The organism is Kineosporia sp. NBRC 101677 (assembly GCF_030269265.1).
GTDB classification, from domain to species: Bacteria; Actinomycetota; Actinomycetes; order Actinomycetales; family Kineosporiaceae; genus Kineosporia; species Kineosporia rhizophila.
This window is the reverse complement of the sequence record NZ_BSTA01000001.1, coordinates 757,400-783,464: the sequence shown is the minus strand read 5'-3', so window position 1 is coordinate 783,464 and position 26,065 is coordinate 757,400. Positions and strand designations below refer to the sequence as shown.

23 protein-coding genes and 5 tRNA genes are annotated in these 26,065 nt (G+C 69.7%); 21 read left to right on the top strand and 7 right to left on the bottom strand.

The features are described 5' to 3' along the window. Positions 1 to 57: 57 nt before the first annotated feature. The 3 genes from QSK18_RS03535 (at position 58) to QSK18_RS03525 (ending at position 4,902) form a co-directional block, all read left to right on the top strand. Positions 58 to 1,032 (top strand): aldo/keto reductase, encoded by a 975-nt coding sequence (locus QSK18_RS03535; RefSeq protein ID WP_232808455.1) that lies wholly within the window; start codon positions 58 to 60, stop codon positions 1,030 to 1,032. A 695-nt stretch (positions 1,033 to 1,727) separates the two neighbouring features. Continuing rightward, the gene (locus QSK18_RS03530; protein WP_285616551.1) at positions 1,728 to 2,387 is read left to right on the top strand and encodes a flavodoxin family protein; all 660 of its coding nucleotides are present in this window, start codon (positions 1,728 to 1,730) and stop codon (positions 2,385 to 2,387) included. 205 nt (positions 2,388 to 2,592) lie between these two features. Next, a complete protein-coding gene (locus QSK18_RS03525) occupies positions 2,593 to 4,902 on the top strand; it encodes a flagellar hook assembly protein FlgD (protein WP_285616550.1) in 2,310 nt (769 codons plus the stop codon). Positions 4,903 to 4,954: 52 nt separating this feature from the next. On the opposite strand, the gene QSK18_RS03520 is transcribed toward QSK18_RS03525, so the two are convergent. The 3 genes from QSK18_RS03520 to QSK18_RS03510 form a co-directional block, all read right to left on the bottom strand. Beyond that, positions 4,955 to 6,706, bottom strand: a complete 1,752-nt coding sequence (locus QSK18_RS03520) for a sensor histidine kinase (RefSeq protein WP_232808452.1) — start codon at positions 6,704 to 6,706, stop codon at positions 4,955 to 4,957. A gap of 45 nt (positions 6,707 to 6,751) precedes the next feature. Beyond that, positions 6,752 to 7,186, bottom strand: coding sequence for a pyridoxamine 5'-phosphate oxidase family protein (locus tag QSK18_RS03515; RefSeq protein ID WP_232808451.1), 435 nt, complete (start codon positions 7,184 to 7,186; stop codon positions 6,752 to 6,754). A gap of 85 nt (positions 7,187 to 7,271) precedes the next feature. After that, on the bottom strand, positions 7,272 to 7,862 hold the full coding sequence (locus QSK18_RS03510; RefSeq protein ID WP_285616549.1) for a hypothetical protein: 591 nt from the start codon (positions 7,860 to 7,862) through the stop codon (positions 7,272 to 7,274). A 432-nt stretch (positions 7,863 to 8,294) separates the two neighbouring features. On the opposite strand from QSK18_RS03510, the gene QSK18_RS03505 reads away from it, so the two are divergent. The 6 genes from QSK18_RS03505 to QSK18_RS03480 all read left to right on the top strand — a co-directional run bounded on the left by QSK18_RS03505 (position 8,295) and on the right by QSK18_RS03480 (position 9,385). Then, positions 8,295 to 8,489, top strand: coding sequence for a DUF4926 domain-containing protein (locus QSK18_RS03505; RefSeq protein ID WP_232808449.1), 195 nt, complete (start codon positions 8,295 to 8,297; stop codon positions 8,487 to 8,489). Between the two features lie 299 nt (positions 8,490 to 8,788). Continuing rightward, positions 8,789 to 8,861: transfer RNA gene (locus QSK18_RS03500), tRNA-Glu, on the top strand. A gap of 31 nt (positions 8,862 to 8,892) precedes the next feature. Beyond that, positions 8,893 to 8,966, top strand: a tRNA-Asp gene (locus QSK18_RS03495). 35 nt (positions 8,967 to 9,001) lie between these two features. After that, positions 9,002 to 9,075, top strand: a tRNA-Phe gene (locus QSK18_RS03490). A gap of 128 nt (positions 9,076 to 9,203) precedes the next feature. Beyond that, a tRNA-Asp gene (locus tag QSK18_RS03485) sits at positions 9,204 to 9,280 on the top strand. A gap of 31 nt (positions 9,281 to 9,311) precedes the next feature. Beyond that, a tRNA-Phe gene (locus QSK18_RS03480) sits at positions 9,312 to 9,385 on the top strand. 646 nt (positions 9,386 to 10,031) lie between these two features. Here QSK18_RS03480 and QSK18_RS03475 read toward each other — a convergent pair. Next, positions 10,032 to 10,622: a helix-turn-helix domain-containing protein gene (locus QSK18_RS03475; RefSeq protein ID WP_232808448.1), complete on the bottom strand. Its 591-nt coding sequence runs from the start codon at positions 10,620 to 10,622 to the stop codon at positions 10,032 to 10,034. 234 nt (positions 10,623 to 10,856) lie between these two features. Between QSK18_RS03475 and QSK18_RS03470 the strand changes: the two genes are divergently transcribed. Continuing rightward, complete coding sequence (locus tag QSK18_RS03470; RefSeq protein WP_232808447.1) at positions 10,857 to 11,798, top strand: heme-binding protein; 942 nt, start codon at positions 10,857 to 10,859, stop codon at positions 11,796 to 11,798. Here the strand turns inward: QSK18_RS03470 and QSK18_RS03465 are convergent, their stop codons facing one another. Then, entirely contained in the window at positions 11,799 to 12,695 is an 897-nt protein-coding gene (locus QSK18_RS03465) for a WcbI family polysaccharide biosynthesis putative acetyltransferase (protein ID WP_232808446.1), read from the bottom strand. A gap of 121 nt (positions 12,696 to 12,816) precedes the next feature. Here QSK18_RS03465 and QSK18_RS03460 point away from each other — a divergent pair, with 121 nt between their 5' ends. The 3 genes from QSK18_RS03460 (at position 12,817) to QSK18_RS03450 (ending at position 16,209) form a co-directional block, all read left to right on the top strand. Further along, positions 12,817 to 13,578, top strand: a complete 762-nt coding sequence (locus tag QSK18_RS03460; RefSeq protein WP_232808445.1) for a DUF899 family protein — start codon at positions 12,817 to 12,819, stop codon at positions 13,576 to 13,578. Positions 13,579 to 13,626: 48 nt separating this feature from the next. Further along, positions 13,627 to 14,466: a LysR family transcriptional regulator gene (locus tag QSK18_RS03455; protein ID WP_232808444.1), complete on the top strand. Its 840-nt coding sequence runs from the start codon at positions 13,627 to 13,629 to the stop codon at positions 14,464 to 14,466. 558 nt (positions 14,467 to 15,024) lie between these two features. After that, entirely contained in the window at positions 15,025 to 16,209 is a 1,185-nt protein-coding gene (locus QSK18_RS03450) for a diacylglycerol/lipid kinase family protein (protein ID WP_285616548.1), read from the top strand. Here the strand turns inward: QSK18_RS03450 and QSK18_RS03445 are convergent. Both QSK18_RS03445 and QSK18_RS03440 read right to left on the bottom strand, forming a co-directional pair. Next, a complete protein-coding gene (locus QSK18_RS03445) occupies positions 16,196 to 16,822 on the bottom strand; it encodes a dihydrofolate reductase family protein (RefSeq protein WP_232808442.1) in 627 nt (208 codons plus the stop codon). The two genes, QSK18_RS03450 and QSK18_RS03445, sit on opposite strands and share 14 nt — an antisense overlap. Before the next feature lie 70 nt (positions 16,823 to 16,892). After that, entirely contained in the window at positions 16,893 to 17,234 is a 342-nt protein-coding gene (locus tag QSK18_RS03440; protein WP_232808849.1) for a winged helix-turn-helix transcriptional regulator, read from the bottom strand. A 72-nt stretch (positions 17,235 to 17,306) separates the two neighbouring features. Here QSK18_RS03440 and QSK18_RS03435 point away from each other — a divergent pair, with 72 nt between their 5' ends. The 8 genes from QSK18_RS03435 (at position 17,307) to QSK18_RS03400 (ending at position 25,991) form a co-directional block, all read left to right on the top strand. After that, on the top strand, positions 17,307 to 19,523 hold the full coding sequence (locus QSK18_RS03435; protein ID WP_285616547.1) for an LLM class flavin-dependent oxidoreductase: 2,217 nt from the start codon (positions 17,307 to 17,309) through the stop codon (positions 19,521 to 19,523). Between the two features lie 71 nt (positions 19,524 to 19,594). Then, the gene (locus QSK18_RS03430) at positions 19,595 to 20,113 is read left to right on the top strand and encodes a hypothetical protein (RefSeq protein ID WP_285616546.1); all 519 of its coding nucleotides are present in this window, start codon (positions 19,595 to 19,597) and stop codon (positions 20,111 to 20,113) included. 48 nt (positions 20,114 to 20,161) lie between these two features. Beyond that, positions 20,162 to 21,268, top strand: a complete 1,107-nt coding sequence (locus QSK18_RS03425) for a sensor histidine kinase (protein WP_408622469.1) — start codon at positions 20,162 to 20,164, stop codon at positions 21,266 to 21,268. Continuing rightward, positions 21,265 to 21,915, top strand: a complete 651-nt coding sequence (locus tag QSK18_RS03420; protein ID WP_232808438.1) for a response regulator transcription factor — start codon at positions 21,265 to 21,267, stop codon at positions 21,913 to 21,915. Before QSK18_RS03425 ends, QSK18_RS03420 begins: the two co-directional genes overlap by 4 nt. Positions 21,916 to 21,978: 63 nt before the next feature. After that, positions 21,979 to 22,599, top strand: a complete 621-nt coding sequence (locus QSK18_RS03415; RefSeq protein ID WP_285616545.1) for a hypothetical protein — start codon at positions 21,979 to 21,981, stop codon at positions 22,597 to 22,599. Then, complete coding sequence (locus tag QSK18_RS03410; protein WP_285616544.1) at positions 22,596 to 23,597, top strand: nucleotidyl transferase AbiEii/AbiGii toxin family protein; 1,002 nt, start codon at positions 22,596 to 22,598, stop codon at positions 23,595 to 23,597. The genes QSK18_RS03415 and QSK18_RS03410 overlap by 4 nt, the downstream gene beginning before the upstream one ends. A gap of 96 nt (positions 23,598 to 23,693) precedes the next feature. Beyond that, positions 23,694 to 25,229, top strand: coding sequence for a molybdopterin-dependent oxidoreductase (locus QSK18_RS03405; RefSeq protein WP_285616543.1), 1,536 nt, complete (start codon positions 23,694 to 23,696; stop codon positions 25,227 to 25,229). A gap of 90 nt (positions 25,230 to 25,319) precedes the next feature. Further along, entirely contained in the window at positions 25,320 to 25,991 is a 672-nt protein-coding gene (locus tag QSK18_RS03400) for a fasciclin domain-containing protein (protein WP_269809408.1), read from the top strand. Positions 25,992 to 26,065 lie beyond the last annotated feature (74 nt).

Below are 26,065 nucleotides of genomic sequence, written 5' to 3'. Positions count from 1 at the left end.
CTGCATTTATGTTCGGGGAGGCTGCAGTGACCGCACACGGAAGGGGACCGTCGGAGCATGGAGTACACCCGCCTCGGTAGCTCGGGGCTCAAGGTCAGCCGGATCGCCCTGGGCACCATGGGTTTCGGTACGCCGCCCGATCCGGAGGCCGGCTGGCCGCTGACCGAAGAGGCCTCCCAGCCGTTCTTCCAACAGGCCGTCGAGCTGGGCATCACCTTCTGGGACACCGCCAACGCCTACGTCGACGGCTCGTCCGAGGAGGTGGTGGGCCGGGCGATCCGTAAATACGCCCGCCGCGAGGACATCGTCCTGGCCACCAAGGTCTACTTCCCGATGCACGACGGCCCGGGCGGCTCCGGGCTCTCCCGCAAGGCGATCCTCGAGCAGATCGACGCCTCGCTGACCCGGCTCGGGGTGGACCACGTGGACCTCTACCAGATCCACCGCTTCGACTACGAGACGCCGGTCGAGGAGACGATGGAGGCGCTGCACGACGTGGTGAAGGCGGGCAAGGTCCGCTACCTGGGCGCCTCGTCGATGTGGGCCTGGCAGTTCGCCAAGCTGCAGCACACCGCCGACCGGGGCGGCTGGACCCGGTTCGTGTCCATGCAGAACCAGTACAGCCTGCTGCAGCGCGAGGAGGAGCGGGAGATGTTCGGCCTGCTCGCCGACCAGGGAGTGGGCAGCATCCCGTGGAGCCCGCTGGCCAAGGGCTGGGTGGCCCGGCCGTGGCAGACCCGGACCAGCCGCACCGGGGTCGACCGCCTCACCCAGCGCTACGACGTGGAGGCCGAGAACCGGCCGATCGTCGAGGCCGTGCAGCAGGTGGCCGAGGCCCGCGGGGTGCCGATGGCCCAGGTCGCGCTGGCCTGGGTGCTGAAGAACCCGTCGGTGGCGGCGCCGATCGTGGGCCCGTCGAAGCCCGAGCACCTCACCGACGCGGCCGCGGCGGTCGAGCTGGAACTGAGCGCCGAGGAGATCGAGATCCTGGAGCGGCCCTACACCCCGCGCCTGCCCAGCGCCTTCAAGTAACCGGCGACCGGGCATCAGCGGTTCCCACCTGGACCGGCTGGAGCGGGAACTCGCGCACAGGCGAGCTGCTCGACTCTCGCTTCAGCCGGCCCTCGAGGGGACCGAGGTCGAGCTGTGCCGCGCCCCCTCGCCCCCCGGCGTTCAGGCCAGCGTCAGCCTTGATGAGGTACTTACCGGGTACGCCGGGGCCATGGCCGAGCTCGGCGCTGCCGTCAGCAACCCACCCGGCCTGCCCGGAGGGGTCGTGGTGGCGCACCGAGATCGCCCGGCCGGTGTTCAGCGTCGCCCCGCCGGATCTCAGCCGTTTCACGGGATCGGACTGATAGACCCGCTCCGGCGTCCGGCGGTCTCACTCACCGGGTCGGCCCGGTCACCGGCGGGTTCGGGGGTGCACCCCTGGACCCAGCGCCCGCGTGAGCAGATTTCCCGGGTAAAGGGTTCAGTGATGCGGGTTTCCGGAAATTGATCGGCCCGGGGCGACGACAGCCGGGTCCGATTCGTGCCAAGCTGTACGACACCGCGGACGGGCGAGACCTGTACGAACGCGAGGTTCGTCGGGCCACTCGGCCTGCGTTGCGTGCTGACCGGAAATCCGATGCGCACCGCACGTCCGGACGGGACCTTCGGCCCTGTCCGGCCCACCGCCGTCCTGGAAGTCTGCGATCGAAAAACCGCATGTACGGGGGCATCACGAGTTGAACGTTCTGGTCGTCGTCGAGTCCTGCTTCTCCAACACCCACCGCTTCGCCGAGGCCGTGGCCGCCGGCCTGACCGAGTTCCGGGTCAGCGCGAGGGTGGTCGAGGCGGCCGCCCAGGAGTGGGATCTGGAGAATGTCGACCTCCTGGTGGTGGGTGCGCCGATCCACCACCGGGGGTTGCCCAACCGGCTGTCCCGGGCGCTGGCCGGCACCCAGGGGGCCACGCCCAAGTCGTTCGGGGTGGCCGAATGGCTGGAGGGCATGCCGCACTGGGAAGGCGGGCGGGCCGCGGCCTTCGACTGCGGCACCGGCAACGGCTTCATCAACGGCTCGGCCGTGCACCAGATCACCCGGCGCCTGCACCAGCGCGGGGTGGAGGTGCTGACCAGCGAACGCTTCCTGGTCGAGGCGATGCTCGGCCCGGCCGTGCCGGAAGACCTGGCCCGGGCCCGGAAGTGGGGCAGCAGCCTGGCCTCGTTCGGCGGGAAGACCGGCGAGACGGCCCAGCTGTGGATCTCCGCCCGGCCCCAGGGCCCGGCCGGCCGGCAGGCAGAACCCGAGGTGCTCGCCCCGGCCAAGGCGGCGGTGCGGCTGTCCGCCGCGCAGCAGCTCACCATGCACCGGCCGGCCCCCACCGCCACCCGCTCTCCCGCCTGAGCCCTGCGCCGATCCGGTACCGGCCGGGTGGTCCCGGACTCGCCCGAGTTCGGGCTGCCGGGCCGGACCGTCCGGGTCCCGCCATGATCACCCCCAACTGCGACGAGTCGGGGGGACAATATGGCAGTTCAGATCAATACGAGAAGGCGCAACACACACCGGCTGAAACGGCTGGGGCTGAAACGGCTGGGGCTGGCCGGGGGGGATGGCCACCGCCCTGGTCGCCGGGGTGGCCGCCGCCCCGGGCCAGGCCGCCTCGAGCTACACCGTGCCGATCCCGCTGCACCCGGTGGCGGCCGACCTGCACCTGGTCGGCGCCTCCGAAGCCGGTGTGGCGGTGCAGCAGGCCGATCCGACGGGGCAGCCGCTCGGTCAGAACCGGCCGGTCTTCACCGGTGCCCTGGGCGGGGAGCTGGAGCATCGCCCGCAGGTCGGGCCGAGCACCAGCAATTCCGCCGCGCCCACCCTGCTGGCGGTCAGCGGCACGCAGCTGGCCTGGTACGAGAACCTGCAGCGGGCCGGTAGCCAGCCCAAGGTGCCGCACCGGCTCAACATCCTCACCGGCCAGGACGTGGTCGAGGCCGGGCAGATCACCCGGCCCGACGCGTTCAACGGTGAGGGCTGGTTCTCCGACCTGCCCGGGAGCTACGCCAACGTTCCCAGTCAGTGGCGGTACCCGCTGGTGCGCCACCGGGCCGGCACCGACACCGGCCAGGGGATGCAGGCCGATGTCCTGATGCCGCACGTCCCGGGTGTTCTGGGCGGGTACGGCCTGGCTGCCGACCGCACTTCGGTGCTGCGCACGACTCTCGACAACCGGGTGCAGCCGGCCACCCACGTCCTCGATCTGGTCGTTCTGAAGACCGGGGCCGTCACCCGGATCGCCGAGAGCCCGGACGAGGTCCTCGGGCTGGGCCTGTCGGAGGGCTGGATCGTCTGGGCCACCAAGGCCGCGGGCGGTAGCTACGAGATCCACCAGAAGCCCCGCGCCGGAGGAGCTGTCACCCACTACGCCGAGCTCGACCCGAACGCCGACGTGGCCCACCTGGCCGTCGGCGCCGCCGGAGTCGGCTACCTGATCAACCACCCGGACGATCCGGCCCGCCCCCGCGCGACCTCGACCACCCTGGCGATCGTCAACGGCCCGGCCGCCAAGTACAAGGCGCTGCCCTACGACGCCTCCGGTCTCGCCGCGGTGGGGAACCACTTCCTCACTGCCAGCAGCGGAACCCTGGGGCCGGACCCCCGTGCGTCCGTCGATGCCGGGGTCTACCGGGTCACCGCCGACGAGTTCACCCGAGTGGCCACCGTGCCGCAGGCCGACCTTCCGCCCGCGCAGCTCTCGCTGAGCGCAGGCCAGGTGCGCTACGTCGAACGCTCCAGCCTCGCCTCGCGTCCGGTCTATCAGCGCCGTGTCTCCAGCGACCGGCGGGCCACGTTCTCGGCCGAGACCAGCATCGCCCAGACCTCCGGCGCGATCGCCTTCTCCGGCGCTCGCGGAGTGGTCGGGGTGCCCGGGCACAACGGGCGCTGGCAACTGATCGACCGGGGGAAGGAGACCGGCGACGCCGAGGCCTTCGGGCAGCCGAACCAGTCGGGGGCCTACACGCTGATCGGGGGCAAGGCGTTCCGGCCCGACGGCAAACACATGTACACCCAGCCGGTTCCGTCGACCGCCGACGACCTGTTCGGCCCCAACGTCGTCTACGTCGAGACCAAGGCCGACGGGAGCTCGACGGTCTGGCTCGACGACGCCGAGAAGAAGACCCACAAGGAGGTGGCGAAGGTGGCGGCCGGTTGTGACGGCGGCACCCCGCTGGTCACCGTCTGGGGTGAGCTGGGGGCCTGGTCCAGCAGCTGCGGCGACCAGATCCATTGGAAGAACCTGAACACCGGCCAGGTGCGGCAGGTTCCCACCCAGGCCCGCGAGCTCGCCCGGCTCTCGCTCAGTGAGGGCACCCTGACCTGGTCGGACAGCTACACCGGCTTCATCGGCACCCGGGTGATGGACCTGACCACCGGCAACAACGCGCCGGTGGTGCTGGACGGGCGGTCGGCCCTGCTCTCGATCGACGACCACCAGATCGCCCGGCTGGCCGAGCGGCCGCCGAGCTGGAGCGTGATGCCCCGGGCCGAGCTGTCACCGCTGCCGTTCCAGCCGAAGTACCGGCCCCGGCTGATCTCCACGGTGACCCCGCTCGGTTTCAGCCCGAACGACAACGGCGACGGCGACGCCTGGAGGCCGCAGTTCGACATCAGCAAGCCGATGCGCTCGGTCACGCTGAAGATCCAGGACCAGGCCGGGAAGAAGACCGTGGCCCAACTGGAGGGCACCGCGCCCGACGGCAGCGTGCGGGATCTGTGGTGGAGCGGTCTCTCGTCGAAGGGCGCCCAGTTGCCGGAGGGCTACTACCGATGGACGCTCTCGGGCCGTTCCGCCGATGGTGACGGAACGCTGGTTGCCGGGGACGGATCGTCCATTGTCGAAGGGGTTATCGAGCTCATCCACCGCTGAACCGGGTGGAACGGGGGCGGGGAGGGCGATGGCCCTCCCCGCCCTCGTGGTTTCAACCGACCGGGACCTGCCAGATCACCACCGTGCCGGAAGAACCGTCGTCCCGGGCCGCGTAGGCGCAGGAACCGCCGTGACGTTCCGCCCGCGTCCTCATGGTCGTGGTGCCCGTACCCTGCCGGGCGTCGGCCGCCACGCCCTGACCGTCGTCCTCGATCTCCAGCGTGACCTGCCCCGACTCCACCCCCAGCCGCACCTCCACGTGGGTGGCCCGGGCGTGACGGGCGGCGTTCGACAGTGCCTCGCGCAGCACGGCCAGCAGGTCGCCGTGCACCTCCACCGGCACCAGCGTGTCCACCGGGCCGCGGAAGGTGAGCACCGGCTCGAACCCCAGGGCCCCGGTGGCCTCGCTGACCACGCCCAGCGCCTCCGAGCGCAGGCTGGTCGACTCCTCCTCCTGCTGCTGCAGGCTGAAGATCGAGGTCCGGATGGCGTGGATGGTGGTGTCCAGGTCGTCGATCAGCCCGGACATCTTGCTCGCGGTGGCCGGGTTGGCGATGCTCATCCCGATGCTCTGCAGGCCCAGGCCGACCGCGAAGATCCGCTGGATCACCAGGTCGTGCAGGTCGCGGGCGATCCGGTCCCGATCCTCCAGCACCGCCAGCCGCTGCCGGTCGGCCGCCTGGCGGCTGAACTGCACGGCCAGGGCGGCGTGGCCGGCGAACGACTCGACCATCTTCATGTCGGCCTCGGAGTACGGCTCCTGGTGCAGCGCCCGGGCGATCGCCAGCACCCCGATCACGTGTTCCCCCACCACCAGCGGCACCAGCACCGCCGGGCCGCTGTACTGGTTGGAGATGCCCGGGCCGGTGACGAAACCGTTGGCCAGGAAGGCCCGGCGCTCGGTAAGCCGCGGATCTTCGGGGTGGTACGAGGTACCCAGGGTGGCGGCGGTGTTCTCGCCGTGGGCGGCCCGCACGCTCAGCCCACCGTCGGCGTCGTTCAGCAGCAGGAAACTCGCCCCGCCGCCGGCCACCGTGGACGCGCGTTCGACGACCAGCCGCATCGTCTCCTCGATCTCGGCACCGGCCAGCAGCGACTTGGTCACGTCGCCGGCGGCCGTGAGCCAGGCCTCCCGCCGGCGGGTGACGTCGAACAGGCGGGAGTTCTCGATCGCGATGCCGGCCGCCGCGGCCAGCGCGATGATCAGCTGCTCGTCCCGCTCGGTGAAGGTGCCGCCGCCACGCTTCTCGGTCAGGTAGAGGTTGCCGAAGACTTCACCGCGCACCCGCAGCGGCACCCCCAGGAAACTGCCCATCGGCGGGTGGTGCTTCGGGAAACCGGCCGAGGCCGGGTGGTCGGCCAGCCGGTCCAGCCGCAACGGCACCGGCAGGTCGATCAGCACCCCGAGGATGCCCTTGCCGCGCGGAGGTTCGCCGATCTTCATGCGCTCGTGGCCCGGAATGCCCACGGTGATGAAGTCGGAGAGCTCACGGCCCTCCGGATCGAGCAGGCCCAGCGCCGCGTACTTGGCCTCGGCCAGGTCGGCGGCCAGTTCGGTGATCCGCCGCAGGGTGTCGGGCAGGCTCAGGTCGCTGGCCACCGCCACCACCGCGTCGAGCAGCCGGTGTAGCTGCTGCTCGGTGTCGATGATCTCCTGCGAGCGCCCGATCAGCTCCTGCAGCAGCCGTTCGAGCCCGAGCTTGGGCAGCGGCGGTGGCTGGCCGGCACTCCAGTAACGGTGCGCCTCCTTGGCCGCCCAGTTGTTCCCGTAGCGTTCTTCGGACTTGTCGTGGTGGTCGTTCACCGCTGCTGGAACCTCGTCACCGGCCGTCGGATCTGCCCGGCTGAATCATTTCACGCCGGGTTCCAGATATCTCCCGGTCACCCGTTCCAGTGCGACCGCCAGGGTGCGGTCGTGGCGCCCGGGTGTCCAGGAGCGCGGCCGGACCACCGGCGAGTCCCCCTCGCGCAGCTCGAACGAGCGGCCCACCACGGTGACGCTCCAGCCCAGGTGGGTCTGCTCGTCGATCTTGTCCACGTGGAACGCGACCACGGTGTTGCGGGCGGCGCGCTCGATCATCGAGCCGTCGGCGAAGGGGATGAGCAGGGCGTCGTCGGCCAGCGCGACGTTGACCGGCAGGACGTCGGGCATGGCCTGGTAGGTGAAGACCAGCTGGCCGATCTGCGCGGTGGCCAGCAGGCGCAGGCACTCGGCCCGGTCCAGGACACGCACGCCGACCTCGGGGGGCGCCTCGCCTGTGGTCTGCTGATCGGTGCTGGTCACGAATTCGACCTTCCGGTGCGGTCCAGGTGCGGATCTAGCGAGTCTGCGTCCGGGGCGGGCCGCTCGGCAGGGTCGAAGGTCCTGCTCAGTGCATCCACTTCCGGTCCTTGACCACCGGCAGCTGTTCCCAGGTGCGGCCCAGGCCCCAGACCCGGCCCGCGTGCACCGCAACCAGGGCGAAAAGGACCAGGGCGTAGACGATGTGGTAGTCCATGAACGGGTTGGTGCTACCGGTGGGCTCGCCGGCGTTCGTGCTCTGGGCCATCGGCCACTCGGCCGCCCACATCAGCACCATGATCAGGGCGCCGCTCACGGCGGCCACGTTCATCGCCACCCCGGCGATCAGGGCGACTCCGACCGCGAACATGCCCACCATGAAGAGGATGTCGACGACCGCGAGGCCCGCCAGGTCGTTGAAGACCGAGGCGAAGGGGCCCTGGTCGACGAAGCTGAGAAACCCCTTGGTCGGGGAATTGCCGTTCACCCAGGCCTTTTCGCCGGTGGACGAATAGCCCAGGCCGAAGGTCTTGTCCAGGGCCGCCCAGAGGAAGACGAACCCGACCGACAGGCGCAGTACGGCGAAGAGCCGGATGGCCCAGTCGGTTACGGCGGAGTCGGGGCGGCTGTTCGCCGACGGCGAGCCCTGGCTGACCGGGGTGGCAGGTTCGATCGACATGATCATTCCTCCTGGGGAATTCCTTTTCCGGTTGATGCCTTGAGTCTGGTCCGCTCAGGAGAAAGGGACAGCGGCCCAAAGAAGGGGTCCACGGCGCCAAAGGTCCCTTTGTCGGTCGGCTCTACATGGATGCTGCCCAGAGTGCTTGTGGACCTGGCCGGGGATCCGGCTAAAAGCCGGTCTGACCTGGTCGTTCGTCTTTTGCGGCGGTTGCGTGCAAGCTAGCCCTCGACCACCGTTGTCAAGGAGGCCCCGGACCCGGCCGAAAAGCTTTCCGAAGTCTCCGACAATGGTGGCCGTGGGTAATTGCTGAGAAGTTCGACAGCAGGGATTTCCATGAACGACTTCCGGGCCGGCGGTGCCGGTGGTGGTGCCGGTGCGGCCCGGGCGCGTTCGGGCGGTCAGCGTCGACCAACCGTGTGAGGTGTGCTGGTGCTGCACAACTTTGACCTCGTCTCCCTGTCCGTGACCCTGCCCGAGCACGGCCTGCTCCCAGGTGCGCTCGGTACGGTCCTGGCGGTGTTCACCGATCCGAGAGTGGCCTACGAGGTCGAGTTCGGCGGTCAGGACGGGCTGCGCCCGCCCCATGTGATGCTCGGCCCCGACCAGGTGCGCCGGCTGTCCTGAACGAAGGAGTGGTGTCGCCGTCGGCCACCGCCACGGCGACCACCGCAGAGAGTCACTCGCCTCGCCTGAGTCCGGTGTGGTGCCCGTCTCTTCCGGGCAGCCAAAAACCCTCTTTATGGACGTCGGCCCGCCTCGAGGCTCCCGGCCCACCTTGGGTGCCAACCAGTGTCTTCGCAGGTCAGGGGCAGGATCGGGGTCTTCCTGGCCGCCGGTCGGGAAGTCGCTTTGGAGATAAGCCCCGGACCCCCTATGCTTCTTCATGTCACCAACGGAGACCAAAACCTCCAACGTGTGTCTAGGCCCCCATCGTCTAGTGGCCTAGGACGCTGCCCTTTCAAGGCGGTAGCACGGGTTCGAATCCCGTTGGGGGTACGGTGCTCGCACCACAAAAGTGAAAATGCAAGGCCCTGTAGCGCAGTTGGTTAGCGCGCCGCCCTGTCAAGGCGGAGGTCGCGGGTTCAAGTCCCGTCAGGGTCGCAGCGCTTGAGTCAGTTCGTTGAGGCTCAGGACTCGGCCAGGTAGCTCAGTTGGTACGAGCGTCCGACTGAAAATCGGAAGGTCGACGGTTCGACCCCGTCCCTGGCCACCTTCCAGAAAAGCCCCCAGCCTGTGGCTGGGGGCTTTTCTGCGTCCCGGCCGGTTCGTCGGCCGGCTCCGACCGGGCGGTGAACGGGGCGGCCCACACTGTGCGGTAGCCTGTCTCAGCACGCACGAGGCCCTGTAGCGCAGTTGGTTAGCGCGCCGCCCTGTCAAGGCGGAGGTCGCGGGTTCAAGTCCCGTCAGGGTCGCCACACCTGAGCCGGAACGTAGGGCTCAGGTCCCGGCCAGGTAGCTCAGTTGGTACGAGCGTCCGACTGAAAATCGGAAGGTCGACGGTTCGACCCCGTCCCTGGCCACCTTCCAGAACAACCTCTGACCTGCGTCAGCATCTGCTTCGCAACTCAGGCGAAGGGGCGGCGCACGAGCAAGGTGCCACAGCCCCTGGCCGACGCCGGACTTCCTTCGTGAGGGCCGGCCTGCGTCTCGACCCGATCCCGATCCAGGAGTCCCCGGACGACTTCGAAGAGCACACGCCTGCGCGGTGAGGTCCGCACCAGCCTGCCGGCGGGATGCTTGCTCATTCGGGCCGAACCTTTGCCACAGCCCGAACTGCTGCTCCGCCCCTGGCCAGAGCCTCCGTTCGGACCTGGTCATAGGGAACGCCCAGAAGCTGCTGAAGGACGTCCTCGTCCCCGTACACCCGTTGCAGGAGGTCCGCGTAGTCAGCCGCTTCGGCTCAGCATCCCGAGTTCGGCGACGAGGGTGACTATGTCCCTGAGATCCTGACGCCTCATAGCGACCAGCTTCATGGCCAGGAGATGCTCAGGCGGGGCGAACAGCACCTGCAGACCCGAGGACCGAGGCCGAGGGGGCACCACGGGAGTGGGGATCCAGGGACGAGCAGCCTGATTGAGCCATGTCCGGGACAGGTTCTCGGTCTTGGCAACCGGGCGTCCAGCAGATCCAGGAGGCGCTGGATCTGTTTCCTGCCCAACTCGGGATTCATACGGTGGTCAGATCTCGTGGTGAGACGTAGATGTGACGGCGAGCCAGCCAATCAGGTGTCTGGTGGCGGATCTCCACCTCGTCGAGCAGCGGACTGTCCAGAACCCAGTCGGTGACGAGAGCAGGGTGCTGGGTCCAGGCCGGAGCAGGCAGTCCCGCATCGTCGAACTCGTGCTCGGCCAAGGCAGCCAGGAACGTGTCCCATTCGGGACGGCCGGTCTCTGAGGGAACGGCCTCCCAGGAGCCGGCCAGATCGGGTCGGACGGCAAGAAGTTCATGCAGGTGGTCGCGGGCCTGAAGAGCCAGCTTGAAGGCCCAGATCTCGTCCGGTTCGGCCAGGGCCCCGGCGATGGCTGCAGCGGTCATCGGTGGAGTCATCCAGCCGTTCTCTTCGGCTTGTCCGAGGGCGGCGCCGATGCGCAGGGCCCGAAGGTAGAAGACGGCGGACGGGATGGTCTTCCCGCTGCGGTACGTGGAGAACCGGGATGCTGAGGTGCCCAGGGCTGCGGCGAAGTCGGCCTGCCGCAGGCCGCTGTCCTCCAACGCCCGAGAGAGGGCTGAGGTCATGTGGGCCAGGTCCGGGTCCATGGGTTCAGGTTATCAAATGTGATAAGAGAAATGTCCATCGAGCGACTTGGCCGCGCACCGGCCCGGCGCAGAAAGTTCGGCCCAAGGAACCTTCGGGCAGGTCTGGGTGGGTGTTGCGGTCAGGTCTGGCTCGGGCCGGATCGGCGGGCATATGGTCGGCAGACCCCCGGCGTAACCGGCATATCGGACGTCGGGCGTTTCTGGTGGCGGCACCCACTCACGAAAGAAGAATCCGTGGAACTCTCCAAGAGCTTCGTGTTCGAGCCCCTCCCGCCGATCGGCGAGAGCCAGATGGACCAGGAGGGCGAGTTCGGGGTCGCGGCCAAGGCGAAGGCGCCGCACCCGCTGGGGCGGCTGGCCGATCTGCGGGGCAAGTGGCAGGGCACCGGGTTCAACACGATCTGGCGGCCGCACTTCGGCGGCGACGTGGCGCACTTCCTCGAGCTGAACCTCACCTCGGAGACGCTGGAGTTCCAGCGCATCGCCGGGGCGATCCCGAACCGTGGGCTGGTGCAGAAGGACGTCAACATGTTCGGGCTGAACTACCTGCAGCAGATCACCGACCGGAACGTCGGGGCCGGGCTGCATTTCGAGCCCGGCATCTTCGCCCGGGTGCCGGCCACCAGCGACCCCAAGGAAGGGGTGACGGTGGTGCGGATGGCGACGATCCCGCACGGCACGGTGATCCTGGCGCAGGGTGACTCCACCAGCGCCGACGAGACCCCGCGGCCGGAGATCCCTAAGGCCAGCATCGTGCCGTTCACCATCGGCGACCCGCAGGGCCTGATCGAGTTCGAAGAGATGGACCTGAAGACGAAGACCAAGTTCCGCACCGCGGGCCCCGGCCTGAAGGGGATCACCCAGAAGATGGTGAACGATCCCAACAGCGTGCTGCGCGAGGCCATCGCCGGGCAGAACATCACCTCCACCATCCGGATCTCGACCAGCACCAAGACCAAGGCGGTGCGGGGCGGCGGGGTGGCCAACACCGCCTTCCTGGTGGGCGACTCGGAGCCGAATGCGGTGGCGGCGAAGGTGACGTCGACGTTCTGGCTGGAGAAGCTGGACAACGAGGCCCGTGCCTCGCAGCTGCAGTACACGCAGACCGTGCTGCTGGACTTCTCCGGGCTGAGCTGGCCGCACGTCACGGTGGCCACGCTGCGCCGGGTGGAGTAGCTACCCCAGCAGGAGCCGGGCGACCTCGGCGTGGCGTTCCAGACCGTCGGAGGCCACGCCGGGGTTGCGGCGGTACCAGTCCAGGTGGGCCTCGCGGACCTCGTCGTCGGTGACGGTGCGACCGTGGACGAGCCAGTCGGGGGTCGGGGCGCCGTCCAGGCCCAGGGCGTCGACGACCAGGGGCGAGACGGGGGCGTGCACGCTGTTGAGCAGCACGCGCCCCGGGTCCTGTGACTCCCAGGTCTGGCCCAGCGCCAGCGCGATCCGCTCCGCTGCGCCTCGAAGCACCGGGTTGCCCGGGTGGTTCACCACCTGGCAGGCCTGCCGTCCGGCCTCCACGAGCAGGTCGACCACGTCGATGGTGCCGTGCCGGTGCTGGCGCTCGCGCAGTTCGCGCACGCTGATGTCCCGTACCGCTCGCACGAAGTCCTCACCCACGGGCGGTGCCTTCACATCGATCGCCAGGGCCATCGTCCTCAGGTCGTGATAGGGGACGATCGGCGGTTCGCCGGCCGCCGAGCGCACGATGACCTGGAACGGGTGCAGTGCGGCCCAACGGATCACCGGCACCAGGACGAGCCGGGTGGCCGGCGCGGCCGCGGCCAGGACGTCGGCGGTGCCGATGGGCAGACCCCGGTAGCCGGAGCGGACCGGCTGCGAGACCACCCCGTCGGCCTGGCCCAAAAGCTTGTGCAGATAGGGCAGGTCGTCGCCGGTGAGCTCGTGCACGGGCGGGATGCGCACGGTACGCACCGGCGAGTCGGGTGCGCTCAGGAGCACCCGCAGCGATTCGGCCTGGCAGTTTCCGTGCAGAACGACCAATGGACGTCCGTCAGCTTCCGGAACGCGGTCGAGGCCGTAGAAGGATCCGTAGTGCCGTGCCCGCGCGTCGTCCACCGCTCGACACTATTGGCCCCTTTGCCGGTACGCACCACCACCGGCCGAGGGACGAGCGATGAGTTCGGCGAGGTTCGGCGGTCGGATCTGGTGACCGTCGCAAGCCAACAGGGGAGGCACCATGAGCACGCAGGACAAGCGCCCGCCCGTAGTCGACCGGGCCACCTGGCAGGCCGCCCGTGACGAGCTCCTGGTCAAGGAGAAGGCGCACACCCGCGCCGGTGACGCCCTCGCCGCCGAACGCCGCCGGCTGCCCATGGTGGAGTTCGACGGAACGATCGAGGTGGTCGGCCCCGACGGGCCCACCCCGTTCATCGAGTTGTTCCAGGGGCGCGAGGAACTGATGGTCTACAAGCACATGTGGTGGGACGGAGCGCCGCACCAGGGGCAGTGCGAGGGCTGCACCCTGGCGGCCTGGCACCTGCGGCAGACCGAGCCCTACCTCAACGCGCGCGGGGTCTCGCTGGCCTTCGTCACCACCGGCGTATGGGACGAGGTGGCGCCCTTCACCGAGTTCATGGGCTACACCGAGCCCTGGTACTCGGTGCGCGACCTGGACGAGCCGATCGGCGGCGAGATGGGCCACCACACCTCGTACCTACGCGAGGGTGAGCGCACCTTCCTCACCTACTCCACCACCGGCCGGGGCAGCGAGGTCGCCAGCGGCACGTTCGCCGTACTGGACATGACGCCGTATGGCCGGGGCGAGACCTGGCAGGACAAGCCCGAGGGCTGGCCGGAGGGCGAGGGGCCGTGCTGGTACTGGCGGGTGGACTCGGAGGGCAAGCCCACCTGGGGCGGTACTGGTCGTCCCGCCCCGCAGTGGACGCGTCCGGGCGCCACCCCGGAGACCGAGCTCGGGCGTAAGGGCGATCACCACTGAGGTAAGCCAGCGATACCCGCGCGGTATTGATCCGCGTAGGGTGGTCGGGTGGAGACACGCGAGCTGCGGTACTTCGTCGCCGTGGCCGAGGAGCTGCATTTCGGCCGGGCGGCGGAGCGGCTGGGAATCGCCCAGCCGCCGCTGTCTCGCGCCATCACCCAGCTTGAGCGGCGCCTCGGCGTGGCTCTGCTCGAGCGCACCAGCCGCAAGGTGAGCCTGACCGAGGCCGGCTCGGTGTTGCTGACCCAGGGCCGCGCCGCGTTGGGTGCGATGGCGGCAGCCGAGCGTCGGGCTCGGCAGGCCGCCACCGGCCGGGTCGGGCTGGTGCTCGCGGCCCCGGCCGGCGCCTCGGACGACTTGCTGAAAAGGCTTGTGGACGCTTACGGCGCCGAACCGGGGTCGGTTGCGGTCGAGGTGGTGCCGGGTGAGGTGCACCAGACCCGGCGGATGCTGCAGGAGGGCCGGGCCGACGTGGCGCTGCTGCACCTGCCACTCGATTCGGTCTCCGGGTTCGAGTCGGAAAACCTTTGGACGGAGGGGCAGGTCGCAGTCTTTCCGGCCGCGCACCCGCTCGGGCAGCAGTATGCGCTGCGGCACTCCGACGTGGCGGCGCTCCCCGACCTGCCGCTGGCTCGATGGCCCGGCCCGGACGGCCGCTACGCCGATGGTCCTGGTCCGGAAGTGCGGGACCTGACGCAGCTGTTCGAGCTGATCGCCGCGGGCCGGGCCACCGTGGTCGGGCCGGAGTCGTTCACCGAGAATCTGCGCGAAGATCTTTCGGCAGTGCCGGTTTTGGATGCCGAGGCGGTGACCGTCGTGATCGCCTGGCCGGCGCACAGCCGGTCGGAGGCGCTGGCCCGGCTGGTGCGGGTCGCTGCGCGGCTGTGAGTTCTCGGCTTGCGCACAGGGGTGGTGGGGCGTCATGATGCTCTGGTGTTCATTCCTCTGGTGATTGTCGAGATCACCTTCGCTTCATGAGCGACCTGGTCGCGGCAAGGTCCGCGATCTTCGATGTAATCCTCCTCCTGCAAGTGCAGAACCGTGGTGAACGGCGTCTGCGTGGTAACTGGCAGGCGGCGGTAGGCCCTTCTCGGTGGTAGCTCAAACCCGTTCGGCTGCAGCGTGTCTCGCTGCCCATGGGTTTCGGGGAACCAGGCGCTGACGGTCCACCTTCATCGGTGGCCGGAACAAGCGCGAATCTGCCTGTACCTCAGCGGGTTCGGTTCGCATCGCTCGGTGTCGGGCACAAGGGCCGGCCGGCACTGTTCCACGGGTACGCCTCGGGAGTCGACGCGTACGCAATGAGCAGCATCGTCCGGTTCACCGCCGCTCCTCCGGCCCGGTCGGCGGCTGAGGTACGACCCACTGGTCCGCCGCGCGCGACCACCGGGTCGGCCGGGTGCCCGCCGAGGTGCCGCCTGCCCGCAGAACCGGGAAGATCGTTCCATGCCGTTCGACCGGGTCGTCCTGATCTTCAACCCCAACAGCACCGGTGATGCACCGGGCCGGGCCGAGGAACTCAGCAAGGCGCTGCACGACCTCGATCCTGGTCTGCGGGTCGAGATGCAGCCCACCCAGTACGCCGGGCACGCCCGGCTGCTGGCCGCCCAGGCCGCGGAAGCCGGCACGGATGCCGGCACGGACGCCGAAGCCGGTGCTGCCGGAGCCTCTGGCCCCCTGGCCGGAACCGGTGCTGCCGAGGCTGCCAAGGCCGAAGCCGGTGCCGACAGCGGCGCCGACGCCGAAGCCGGTGCCGACGCCGAAGCTGGTGCCGACGCCGAAGCCGGTGCCGACGCCGAAGCTGGTGCCGACTCCGAAGTTGGTGCCGACTCCGAAGCAACCCGGGCCCATGCCTCGGCCGACCCAGCCGACTCGGCCCCCACAACCACAGCCCCCGCCTTCGGTGACCAGGGCGGCGGTGGTGCCCACAGACGTCCATTGATTGTCTCGGTGAGCGGCGACGGCGGCTACAACGAGGTCGTCAACGGCATCATGGACGCGGGCAACCCCGATGCCGTCGCCGCGGTGGTGGCCGCCGGTAATGCCAACGACCACCACCGGGTCACCGACCCGCGGCCGCTGCCCGAGGCGGTGGCCGCCGAAGAAGTGCGCCCGATGGACCTGTTGCGGATGACCGTGCAGAGCCGGGGCAAGCAGCTCGTGCGGTACGCGCACTCGTACATCGGCATCGGCCTGACCCCGGTGGTCGCGGTCGAGCTGGAGAAGGGCACCAAGGGTTCGCTGCGCGAGCTGGTCACCGTGGCGCGGTCTTTCGGGGAGTTCCGGCCGCTGCGGATCGAGCTGGAAGACGGCCGGCGGCTCCCGGTCGACAGCCTGGTGTTCTCGAACATCCCGCAGATGGCCAAGGTGCTCAAGCTGAGCGAGAACGGCGATCCGGAGGACGGCGAGTTCGAGGTCACGCTGACCGCGCACGAGCCGCGCTGGCGGGTGCTGACCAAGGCCGCCAAGGCCGCCACCACCGGGCTCGGGCCGCAGCCGGCCTACACCGAGTTCCGGTTCCGGGTGCTCAAGGCCGCGCCGCTGCAGATCGACGGCGAGGTGATGGAGGTGGAGGCGGGCGACGAGATCCTGGTCGAGATCGCCGCCGGGGCGCTGGCTACCCTGCGCTGACCTCGGCCATGTCCCCGTAGCCGGGGGTGGTGCCCAGAGCCTGGTAGGTCAGCTGCACGGCCCCGCCGGGGTAGCTGATCGCCTGCTCCAGGCGCAGGGCGGCGGGTACGGTGCCGCTGCCGAACACCTTCTTGCCCGAGCCCAGCAGCACCGGGTACTGCCACAGGCGCAGTTCGTCGACCAGGCCCAGGCGCAGTAGCGACTGCAGCAGGTCGAGACTGCCGATCACGGCGACGGTCTCGTGCCGCTGCTTGATCTCGGCCACCGACTCGGCCAGGTCGCCCTTCAGGAGGCTGGTGCCCTCCCAGCTCAGCGGTTCGCTCAGGGTGTTGCTGGCGACGTACTTGGGCACGCCGTTGAGCAGCGCCTTGAACGGGATGTCGTCGGGCGCCGTCGGCCAGTAGGAGGCGAAGATGTCGTAGGTGCGGCGGCCCAGCAGCAGTGCGTCCATGCTCCGGGACTGCTCGAACACCACGTCGCCGGTCTCGTGGTCGATCAGCGGCGCCTGCCAGCCGCCGTGCGCGAAGCTGCCTTCCTCGTCCTCCTCGGGCCCGCCCGGCCCCTGGGCGACCCCGTCGAGCGTCATGTACTCGGTCACGATCAGCTTGCCCATGTCGGCCTCCCGGAGCGCGGCGGTGCTGTCGGAGAGATAGACGTTCGGGGCGGGGCGAACTCATCGGCGCTCAGGCGACTGGTGCGCCCTGCTTCTCCAGGGCCAGATCCTGCACCCAGGCCAGCACCACCCGTCCGCGATGGGTCAGCGAGTACGTGACCGACACCGGCATGGTCGGAGTGACCACCCGTTCCACCAGACGGTGCTGTTCCAGTTCGCGCAGGCGCACTGAGAGCATGCGGGCGGAGACGCCCTGCACCATCGCCTCGATCTGCCCGAAGCGGTCGGCCCCGCGGCCCAGGGCCAGCATGATGCCGCTGGTCCAGCGCTTGCCGATAACGGTGGTGAGCTCCACGATGCCGGAGGCGCGCAGGCACTCCTCGTCGCTGATCGGTTGCCCCAGGGGGTGCATAGTCACTTGTGAAGAGTAAGTGACTTACCCTCGTGTTGCCAGCTCCCGCGCTCAGGGCGAACGCTGGTGCACATGCCCGACTACGGCCACCCACTGCGCTTCGGATCTTTCGTCACACCCACCAACGCCCCCGCCGCCAAGCCCGGCGAGCTGGCTGTGCTCAGCGAAGAACTGGGCCTTGACCTGGTCACTTTCCAGGACCACCCGTACCAGCCGGGGTTCCTGGACACCTGGACGCTGCTGACCTGGGTGGGTGCCCGCACCGAGCGCATCCACCTGGCCGGCAACGTGCTCAACGTGCCGCTGCGCCAGCCCGCGGTTCTCGCCCGTTCTGCGGCCAGCCTGGACCTGCTCACCGGCGGCCGGCTGGCGATGGGCCTGGGCGCCGGCGGTTTCTGGGACCCGATCGTGGCGATGGGCGGGCCGCGGTTGACCCCGGGGCAGTCGGTCGATGCGCTCTCGGAAGCCATCGACGTAATGCGGGGCATCTGGGACGTGAGCGAGTCCGGGCCGTTGCGCGCGGGCGGCCAGTACCACCGGGTGGCCGGGGCCAAGCGGGGCCCGGCTCCGGCGCACCTCATCCCGATCTGGGTCGGCGCGCTGAAACCCCGCATGCAGCGGCTCATTGCCCAGAAGGGCGACGGCTGGCTGCCTTCGCTGCCCTACCTGCAGCCGGGCGACCTGGCCCGGGGCAACAAGGTGATCGACGAGGCAGCGCGCGAGGCCGGGCGGGACCCGGCCGAGATCGTCCGTCTGCTCAATGTCACGCCCCAGGAATCAGTGGACGATCTGGTGCAACTGGCGCTCGAAGAGGGCGTGAGCACGTTCATCTCGATGGGCGACGACGAGCGCACCTTGCGCCGTTTTGCTGAGGAGATCGCGCCGGCGGTGCGGGAGAAGGTGGAACGCGCCCGACCGCGTAGTTCGGGCCCGACGCAGACCCGCACCGCCGCGCAGCGAGCACGTCGTCGCCCCGGCATCGACTACGACGGTGTTCCGGAGTCTTTGGCGGCCAAGGCGGTCGAACCGGCTGATCCGGCCTACGCCCGCTATCTGTCCGGATATCTGCGCTCGGGCCGGCCGGGCCTGGTTCTTCGTCCGCAAACCGTCGCAGAAGTCTCCGACGCCGTCGTCTTCGCTACCCGGCACCGCGACGTCCCCTTGGGCATCTTCAGCGCTGGACACGGACTTTCGGGTCGTTCGCTGAACGACGGCGGCCTGGTCATCGACGTCGGCGCCCTCAACACCGTCGAAATTGTAGACGCTTCCACCGGGCACGTGCGGGTCGGTCCCGGTGCGCGGTGGGTGGACGTGGCTCGGGCGCTGGCCCCTCATGGTCTGGCTCTGACCAGTGGCGACCACGGCGGCGTGGGAGTGGGTGGCCTGGCCACGGCCGGTGGCGTGGGCTGGTTCGCGCGTGAGCACGGGCTGACCATCGACGCCCTGCGTTCGGTCGACGTGGTGCTGGCCGACGGAACCGTGAAACATGCCTCCGCCGAGGAGAATCCGGACCTGTTCTGGGGGATGCGCGGCGCCGGGGCCAACTTCGGCGTAGCCGTGTCCTTCGACTTCACCGCCCACCGCGTCGGCCGCGTCGCCTTCGCCCAGCTGGTGTTCGACGTCCCCAATGTGCCCTTGTTCCTGGAGAACTGGGGCAGGGCGCTCGAGGCGGCCGACCGCAGCGTGACCGGGCAGGTGATTCTCGGCCCGCCGCAGGGTGGCCGGTACATGGCGCAGGCGCTGCTCGTGGTCGACTCCGACGACCCGGGCGTGATCATCGAGAACCTTCAGCCGATCGCCGAGATCGCACCGCTGGCCGACCAGTCGGTGTCGCTGGCGGGCTACGACGAGATCATCGGCGCCTTCGTCAGCGACGGCCCGCAACAGGGGCAGGGTGAGCCCCTGGCCCACTCCGGCCTGGTCGAGCACCTGACGCCGGAGATCGGCGGCAAGATCGAGGCGCTGCTGAAGACCGGCGCCTCGTACTTCTTCCAGGTGCGGGCGGTGGGCGGTGCGGTCTCCGACGTACCGGCCGACGCCACTGCGTACGGCTGGCGCTCGGCCAACTTCTCCCTGGTGGCCATGGGCTCGGCCCGCAGCGGGCTGGACGAGCACTGGGAGAGGCTGAAGCCGGACCTCGAGGGCCTCTACATCAGCTTCGAGTCGGCCGTGGGGGAGGAGGTGCTGGCCGAGGCCTTCCCGCCGGCCCACCTGACCCGGCTGCGCGAGCTGAAGCGGCGCTACGACCCGACCGGCCTGTTCCGCGACAACTTCTTCATCGCCCCCTGAGGCCTCGTCTCCACCCGGATCTCCACCCCTGGGTGCAGGTGCGTTCCCGCAGGTCGCAGCAGTCTTGAGGCATGACAACGACCGAGTGGATCACCGACCTCGTCCTCCTGCTCCTGGTGCTGCGCCAGGTGCGGGAGGGCCGCCTGACCCCGCGGGGCTTCATCCTCCCGCTGGCCATCGTCGCTGTGGTCGCCCACAGCTATCTGCACTCCATCCCGACCGGCGGCAACGACCTCGTCCTGATCGGGACGCTGGTGACGGTCGGAGCGGCGCTGGGTATCGCCGGCGGCTTGTTCACCCTGGTGCGGCGTGTGGGTGAGGACGTACTGGTCAAGGCCGGGGTGGTGGCTGCGCTGCTGTGGGTGCTGGGGATGGGCTCACGGATGGCGTTCCAGCTGTGGAGCGAGCACGGCGGGGGCGAGGCGATCACCCGGTTCAGCATCGAGCACTCGATCACCGGTGCCGACGCCTGGGTGGCGGCCTTCGTGCTGATGGCGCTGACCGAGGTGGTGACCCGGCTGGCCACGATCTACCTGCGCAGCCGGGCGCTGACCGGAGCGCTGCCGGTGCTCGCCGCTCAGCCGGCCTGACCGGTGGGCTATCGTCGCGGCGTGTCGTCCTGGGTCCGCGAGCAGGGGCTGCAGGTGCTGGCCACGGTGGGCGTGAGCGTGGCCGGGCTGGCGACGGTCCGGCCGATCGGCGCCACCGGCCCGGGCCTGGTCATCGCCGTCCTGCTGCCGCTGTGCTGCCTGGCCCTGGCCGCCCGCCACCTGCCCGTCATCCGGCCCGACCTGGCGTTTCCCTGGCTGGCCACCGGCATCCTGGCCTCGATCGCGCTGATCGCCACCAGTGACCAGGGCACCGCGTACCTCTTCACCTACTTCCTGGTCGGCCACGCCGGGGTCCGCCTCGAAGCCCGCCGCGCCGTTCCTCTGGCTGTGGCCGCGGGCCTGTCCGGTGCCGCCGCGTTCGCCGTCGCGCCGGTGCTGCCCTGGCCGGTGGGCCTCACTCTGGGCCTGCCGGTCCTGATCGGCCTGGCCCGGCGCAGCCGTCAGGAGGCGACCCAGGCGGCGTTGGCGGCAGCGCAGGCGGGTGAGCGGGCCGCCCGGGCCGAGGCGCAGGCAGCGGTGCTGGCCGAGCGGGCCCGGATCGCCCGCGATGTGCACGACGTGCTGGCGCACTCCCTGGCCGGGATCAACATGCAGCTCGAGCTGGCCGATGCGCTGCTCGACACCGGCGACCTGGACCGCGTGCGCCAGGCCAACGACAAGGCGCACAGCCTGGTGCGCGAGAGCCTGCAGCAGGCGCAGTGGACCGTGCACGCCCTGCGGGAAGACGCCTTGCCCCTGGTGGACAGCCTGACCGCGATGATCGAGTCGTCCGGCCATCGTGATGCCCTCACCGTCCACGGTGACGTCGGTGAGCTGCCGGCCCAGGTGGTGCAGAACCTGCTGCGGATCGCCCAGGAGTCGCTGACCAACGCCGCGCGCCACGCTCCCGGCGCACCGGTACGGGTCGAGTTGCGGCGCCGCGCGGCAGATGTGGTGCTGACGATCAACAATGGACGGGTGGTGGCGCCGGTGTCGGCGAGTCCGGGAAGCGGGATGGGACTGATCGGAATGCGCGAGCGCGTGGCCCTGCTCGGGGGTGTCCTCGAGGCCGGGCCGATCACGGCGGCCGATACCGCAGACTGGATCGGCGGCTGGCGGGTCACCGCCGTCGTCCCGCTGGAGGGCTCCCGGTGACCACCGACGTCATCAAGGTCGTGGTGGCCGACGACCAGGCCGCCGTTCGTGAACCCCTGGCCGCGGTGCTCGACCTGCTGCCGGACATCGACGTGGTCGCGGCGGTGGGCGACGGCGAGCAGGTGCTGCAGGCGCTCGAGACCGACCAGGCTCACGTCGTTCTCATGGACCTGCGCATGCCGGTGCTCGACGGCACCGAGACCACCCGCCGCATCAGCGAGCGGTTCCCCGACGTGGCCGTCGTCGTGCTGACCACCTTCGCCGACGACGAGTCGATCCTGGCCGCCCTCGGCGCCGGAGCCCGGGGCTACCTCACCAAGAACGCCGGCCGCCAGGACATCGCCCGCGCCATCCGTGCGGCCGCCGCGGGTCAGGCCGTGCTCGACCGCGCGGTGCAGGACCGGTTGCTCGCCACCGCCCGCACGCGAACTCCCGAACCGGCGGGCGAGATCCCGGCGTACCTGACCCCGCGCGAACGTGAGGTGTTCGCCCTGATCGGCCAGGGCCTGTCGAACCGGGCCATCGCCGAACGCCTCTTCGTCAGCGAGGCCACGGTGAAGACCCACATCAACAACCTTTTCGCCAAGGCCGGCATCCGCGACCGCGCCGACGCCGTGCGGCGGGCGGTATCGGCCGGACTGGCCTGAGCAAACGCTTCGCGCCGGGAAATTCGGCGGCTCGGAACGGGCTGGTCTGCCACGCTCTGTTCCGTGACCGATGTCCTCTACGAGACCCATGTGACGGTTCGCTGTAGTCGGCCGGGCGAGACCGAACGGTTGCGACGATGGACGGAGACAGCGGGCCTCAAGCTCACCCACATCCAGCTGGCCCGCGGCCGCACTCGTTCCCAGGTCATGGTGACCCGGCCCGGCGCGGCTTCCTACGAGCAGGAGGCGCAGGCCACCCGTGAGCTGTGGGCCGGCCTGCAGACGGCCGGATTCGAGCCGCTGCGGGTGAAGATCGAGTCCACCCCGGCAGCGCCAGAAGTTCCCCAGCAGCCCGGTCCCGGACAGTATTTCGAGCACCACGTCAAGCTGCGGCTGGATGCCGGGACCGACCTGTCGCAGCTGGCTCGGCTGGCCGAGCCGCACGGCGCGCACGTGTCGTGGAACGCCCGCAGAGTTCTGGCCGACGGCGCCCACGAGCGATTCGTGACCCAGCGGTGTCACGACGTCGACGCCCCGGCAGCGCACGCAGCCCTGCAGCGGTTGCTGGCCGATCTCAACGGGGTGCAGATCATCGAGGTCGAGGAGGAGTTCGTGCTGTACGACAGCGACCTTTCGCTGGACGACGGCTGGATCGTCGACGAGGACAAGGAGGAGACCTCATGACCGCCGACTGGGACGGGCGCCGGCCTGGTTCGGGGCGCGAGGTGCCCCAGACGCCGCTGAGCGACGAGGCCCTGCGGGAACAGATGCTGCCGAGGACGTTCCGGACGGTCGGGAGCGAAGAAGCCGTTCAGCGTTACGTCTTCGATCCCGCGAACCTGCACAACTCGAACGCCTATCGTGCGAGTGACCCGACGTTCCGGGACCCGGCGGTCGACCGGGCCTGGCGGGAGGCCCGGTGGCGAGCGCTGCACCTGGTGCTGGCGGCGATCGTGGAAACGCCCTGGGCCGAGAACCTGGTTCTGCGCGGCAGCACGGCGATGTCGCTCTGGTTCCCCGAGTCGGCCCGCCAGCCGCGTGACCTCGACTTCGTCGTCGTCCCGCACACCTGGAGCATTCATGGCCGGCGTACCGGAGCCATGGTGTCGGACATCGCCCAGGCCGCGCAGGAGCGCGCCGGCCGGCGCGATGCCCGTCTGACGATTGCCGCCGACCAGGCCACACTCGGGGACATCTGGACCTACGACCGGGTACCGGGCCGACGCATGGTGCTGCCCTGGTCGTCGCCGGGCCTGCCTGGTGGCGACGTGCAGATCGACTTCGTCTTCAACGAGCCGCTGCCGGAGCCTCCTCAGCCCCTCGCCCTTCCCGACGGCGGCCGGGTGCAGGCCGCGTCGCCGGCGTTGTCGCTGGCCTGGAAGATGCTCTGGTTGATCAGCGACATGCACCCGCAGGGCAAGGATCTGTACGACGCCGTTCTGCTGGCCGAGCAGCAGGTGTTGTCGCGGCCGCTGCTGGACGAGGTGTTCCGGTTGTTCGGCGAGCACGAGCCCTGGTGGCGGGAGCGCCGGGTCGGGCTGGAGGACGTGATCGAAGCGGTGCGTCAGTGCGAGGACGACCACTTCGTCATGGAATATCCCTCGCTGGAAGCAGTCGCCGCAGGTCTGCCGGATCGCCTGATCACGGCCCTCCGGCCGGCGTTCGCAGACCAGGCGCAGTAAGGACTTCGCCGGGCCGCTCGACATCCGGACCAATCCGCTGCCGTCCTCGCCCCGAACCCGCTGTGTCCAAGCAACGGGTTCGGGAGGCGGTGAACCGTGGTCGCGCAGGAGAACGGCAAGTTCAGGCCCGTTCGGGGCGCTTTGGCCGGGGTCGTCGCGGCCGGTCTGGCGCTGGGAGTGGCCGAGCTGGTCGCGGGTGCGATCGGCCGGTCGGCGGCTCCGGCCATCGTGGTGGGTGGTGCGGCGATCGACCGCACGCCACGGTGGCTCAAGGAGTTCGCCATCGAGCAGTTCGGCGAGGACGACAAAATTGTTCTTCTGGCCGGTATTTTCGTCACGGTCGCGCTGATCGCGGCCGTGGTCGGGATCGTGGCCACGCGCTACCGCCGGATCGGACTGGCGGGTGCCGCCCTGTTGGGCCTGGTGGCAGCGTCTGCCGCAGCGACCCGTCCTCAATTCGAACTGATCGACGTGGTGCCCTCTCTGGCGGCCGCAGTGGTCGCCGTCGCCGGGTTGGCCGGGTTGCTTGCCCTGCTCCTGCGTTCGCGAGACCGCGATTCAGCAGGGCCCGGGCGAAGAGCGGTACTGATGACGTCGGTGCTGGCGATCGCGGCCGGTGCGGCTGGGGTGGCTGGTCGGCAACTGCAGAACATTCGGGCCGACGTGGCTGCGTCCCGAAAAGCGCTGCGCCTTCCCACTCCCGCCAAGCCGGCCGCCGCCCTGCCCGAGGGGGCCATGCTCGAGGTGTCGGGCGTCAGCAGATTCTACACCAACCCGGCTGACTTCTATCGCGTGGACACGGCACTTTCGGTGCCGAAACTCACCACGGACGACTGGAAGCTGCGCATTCACGGGATGGTCGGCAAAGAGCTGACTCTCGACTTCGACGACCTGCTGGCCCGGCCGATGGTGGAGCACGACATCACCATGACCTGTGTGTCCAACGAGGTCGGCGGGCAACTGGTCGGCACCGCCCGCTGGCTGGGGGTCGAACTGGCCCCGCTGCTGCGCGAGGCCGGGGTGGATCCGGACTCCGATCAGCTGGTGGGCACCTCGATCGACGGAATGACGATCGGGACACCGGTTTCGGCGGTTCTGGACGGACGGGCAGCAATGCTGGCCATTGCCATGAACGGTGAGCCGTTGTTGCCGGAGCACGGATTCCCCTGCCGGATGGTCGTCCCTGGTCTGTACGGCTATGTCAGTGCCACCAAATGGCTGGTGGATCTGGAGCTCTCCCGATTCGACGCGTTCGACCCGTACTGGGTGCGCCGGGGCTGGGACCAGCGGGCCCCGATCAAGACCAGCTCCCGCATAGACACTCCCCGGCCGCTGTCCCGGACCAAGGCCGGCACGGTCGCCGTGGCCGGCGTGGCCTGGGCTCAGCAACGCGGCATCTCGAAGGTCGAGGTGCGGGTCGACGGCGGCGCCTGGCAGGAGGCCGAACTGTCGGCACAGGTGAACGACGACCTGTGGCGGCAGTGGGTCTGGCGCTGGGACGCCGATTCCGGCTCGCACACGCTTCAGGTGCGTGCCGTCGACGGCGACGGTGAGGTCCAGATCGAGGAAAGGGCAGAGCCTTTCCCGAACGGTTCCTCCGGCTGGCAGTCCGTCGTCGTGACCGTCGAATAAATCTTCTTCTCAGACCAATCCGCTGCACAGCTCGCGCCGAACTACCGGCGAAGATCCGAAAGCCTCACCAAGGAAAGAAGGTTCATCACCATGAACGCCTCGATGCGCAGGATCCTGGTGGCCGGAGTGGCCCTCACCGCCACCGTCAGCCTCACCGCCTGCGGCAGTGACGACGAGAGCACCTCCGACGCCGCCGCCCCGATGGACACCACCACGGCCGCGGCCAGCCCGTCGATGACCACCGAGGCGGCCGACGACGCCATGTCCGGCCTGGTGGGCCCCGGTTGCGCCGCCTATGCCGAGGCTGTTCCGGACGGTGCCGGTTCGGTCGAGGGCATGTCCACCGACCCGGTCGCCACCGCGGCCAGCAACAACCCCATGCTGAAGACCCTTACGGCGGCCGTCTCGGGCAAGCTGAACCCGGACGTCGACCTGGTCGACACCCTGAACGGCGGCGAGTTCACCGTCTTCGCCCCGGTGGACGACGCTTTCGCGGCGGTGCCGGCCAAGACCCTGAAGACCCTGGAGACCGACTCCAAGACCCTGACCGACATCCTCACCTACCACGTGGTGGCCGGCCAGCTCTCGGCCGACGACGTGGTGGGCACGCAGAAGACCGTGCAGGGCGGCAACGTCGAGGTCACCGGCTCGGGCGACGAGCTGATGGTGAACGGCGCGAACGTGGTCTGCGGCGGCGTGAAGACCGCCAACGCCACGGTCTACCTGATCGACCAGGTCCTGAGCCCGGCCGACGCGAAGTAGGACACCCCCTCAGGCTGGGAGGTGCGAGACCCACCAGACCGGTCTCGCACCTCCCGCCCGGCGTTTGACGGCCG

Excerpts from the sequence above, each read along its gene's own strand:
- QSK18_RS03445 (WP_232808442.1), bottom strand. The coding sequence starts at position 16,822 with ATGGGCAAGCTGATCGTGACCGAGTACATGACGCTCGACGGGGTCGCC.
- QSK18_RS03410 (WP_285616544.1), top strand. The coding sequence starts at position 22,596 with ATGACCGCCGACTGGGACGGGCGCCGGCCTGGTTCGGGGCGCGAGGTG.
- QSK18_RS03435 (WP_285616547.1), top strand. The coding sequence starts at position 17,307 with ATGCCCGACTACGGCCACCCACTGCGCTTCGGATCTTTCGTCACACCC.
- QSK18_RS03440 (WP_232808849.1), bottom strand. The coding sequence starts at position 17,234 with ATGCACCCCCTGGGGCAACCGATCAGCGACGAGGAGTGCCTGCGCGCC.
- QSK18_RS03525 (WP_285616550.1), top strand. The coding sequence starts at position 2,593 with ATGGCCACCGCCCTGGTCGCCGGGGTGGCCGCCGCCCCGGGCCAGGCC.
- QSK18_RS03460 (WP_232808445.1), top strand. The coding sequence starts at position 12,817 with ATGAGCACGCAGGACAAGCGCCCGCCCGTAGTCGACCGGGCCACCTGG.
- QSK18_RS03535 (WP_232808455.1), top strand. The coding sequence starts at position 58 with ATGGAGTACACCCGCCTCGGTAGCTCGGGGCTCAAGGTCAGCCGGATC.
- QSK18_RS03475 (WP_232808448.1), bottom strand. The coding sequence starts at position 10,622 with ATGGACCCGGACCTGGCCCACATGACCTCAGCCCTCTCTCGGGCGTTG.
- QSK18_RS03430 (WP_285616546.1), top strand. The coding sequence starts at position 19,595 with ATGACAACGACCGAGTGGATCACCGACCTCGTCCTCCTGCTCCTGGTG.
- QSK18_RS03510 (WP_285616549.1), bottom strand. The coding sequence starts at position 7,862 with ATGTCGATCGAACCTGCCACCCCGGTCAGCCAGGGCTCGCCGTCGGCG.
- QSK18_RS03450 (WP_285616548.1), top strand. The coding sequence starts at position 15,025 with ATGCCGTTCGACCGGGTCGTCCTGATCTTCAACCCCAACAGCACCGGT.
- QSK18_RS03400 (WP_269809408.1), top strand. The coding sequence starts at position 25,320 with ATGAACGCCTCGATGCGCAGGATCCTGGTGGCCGGAGTGGCCCTCACC.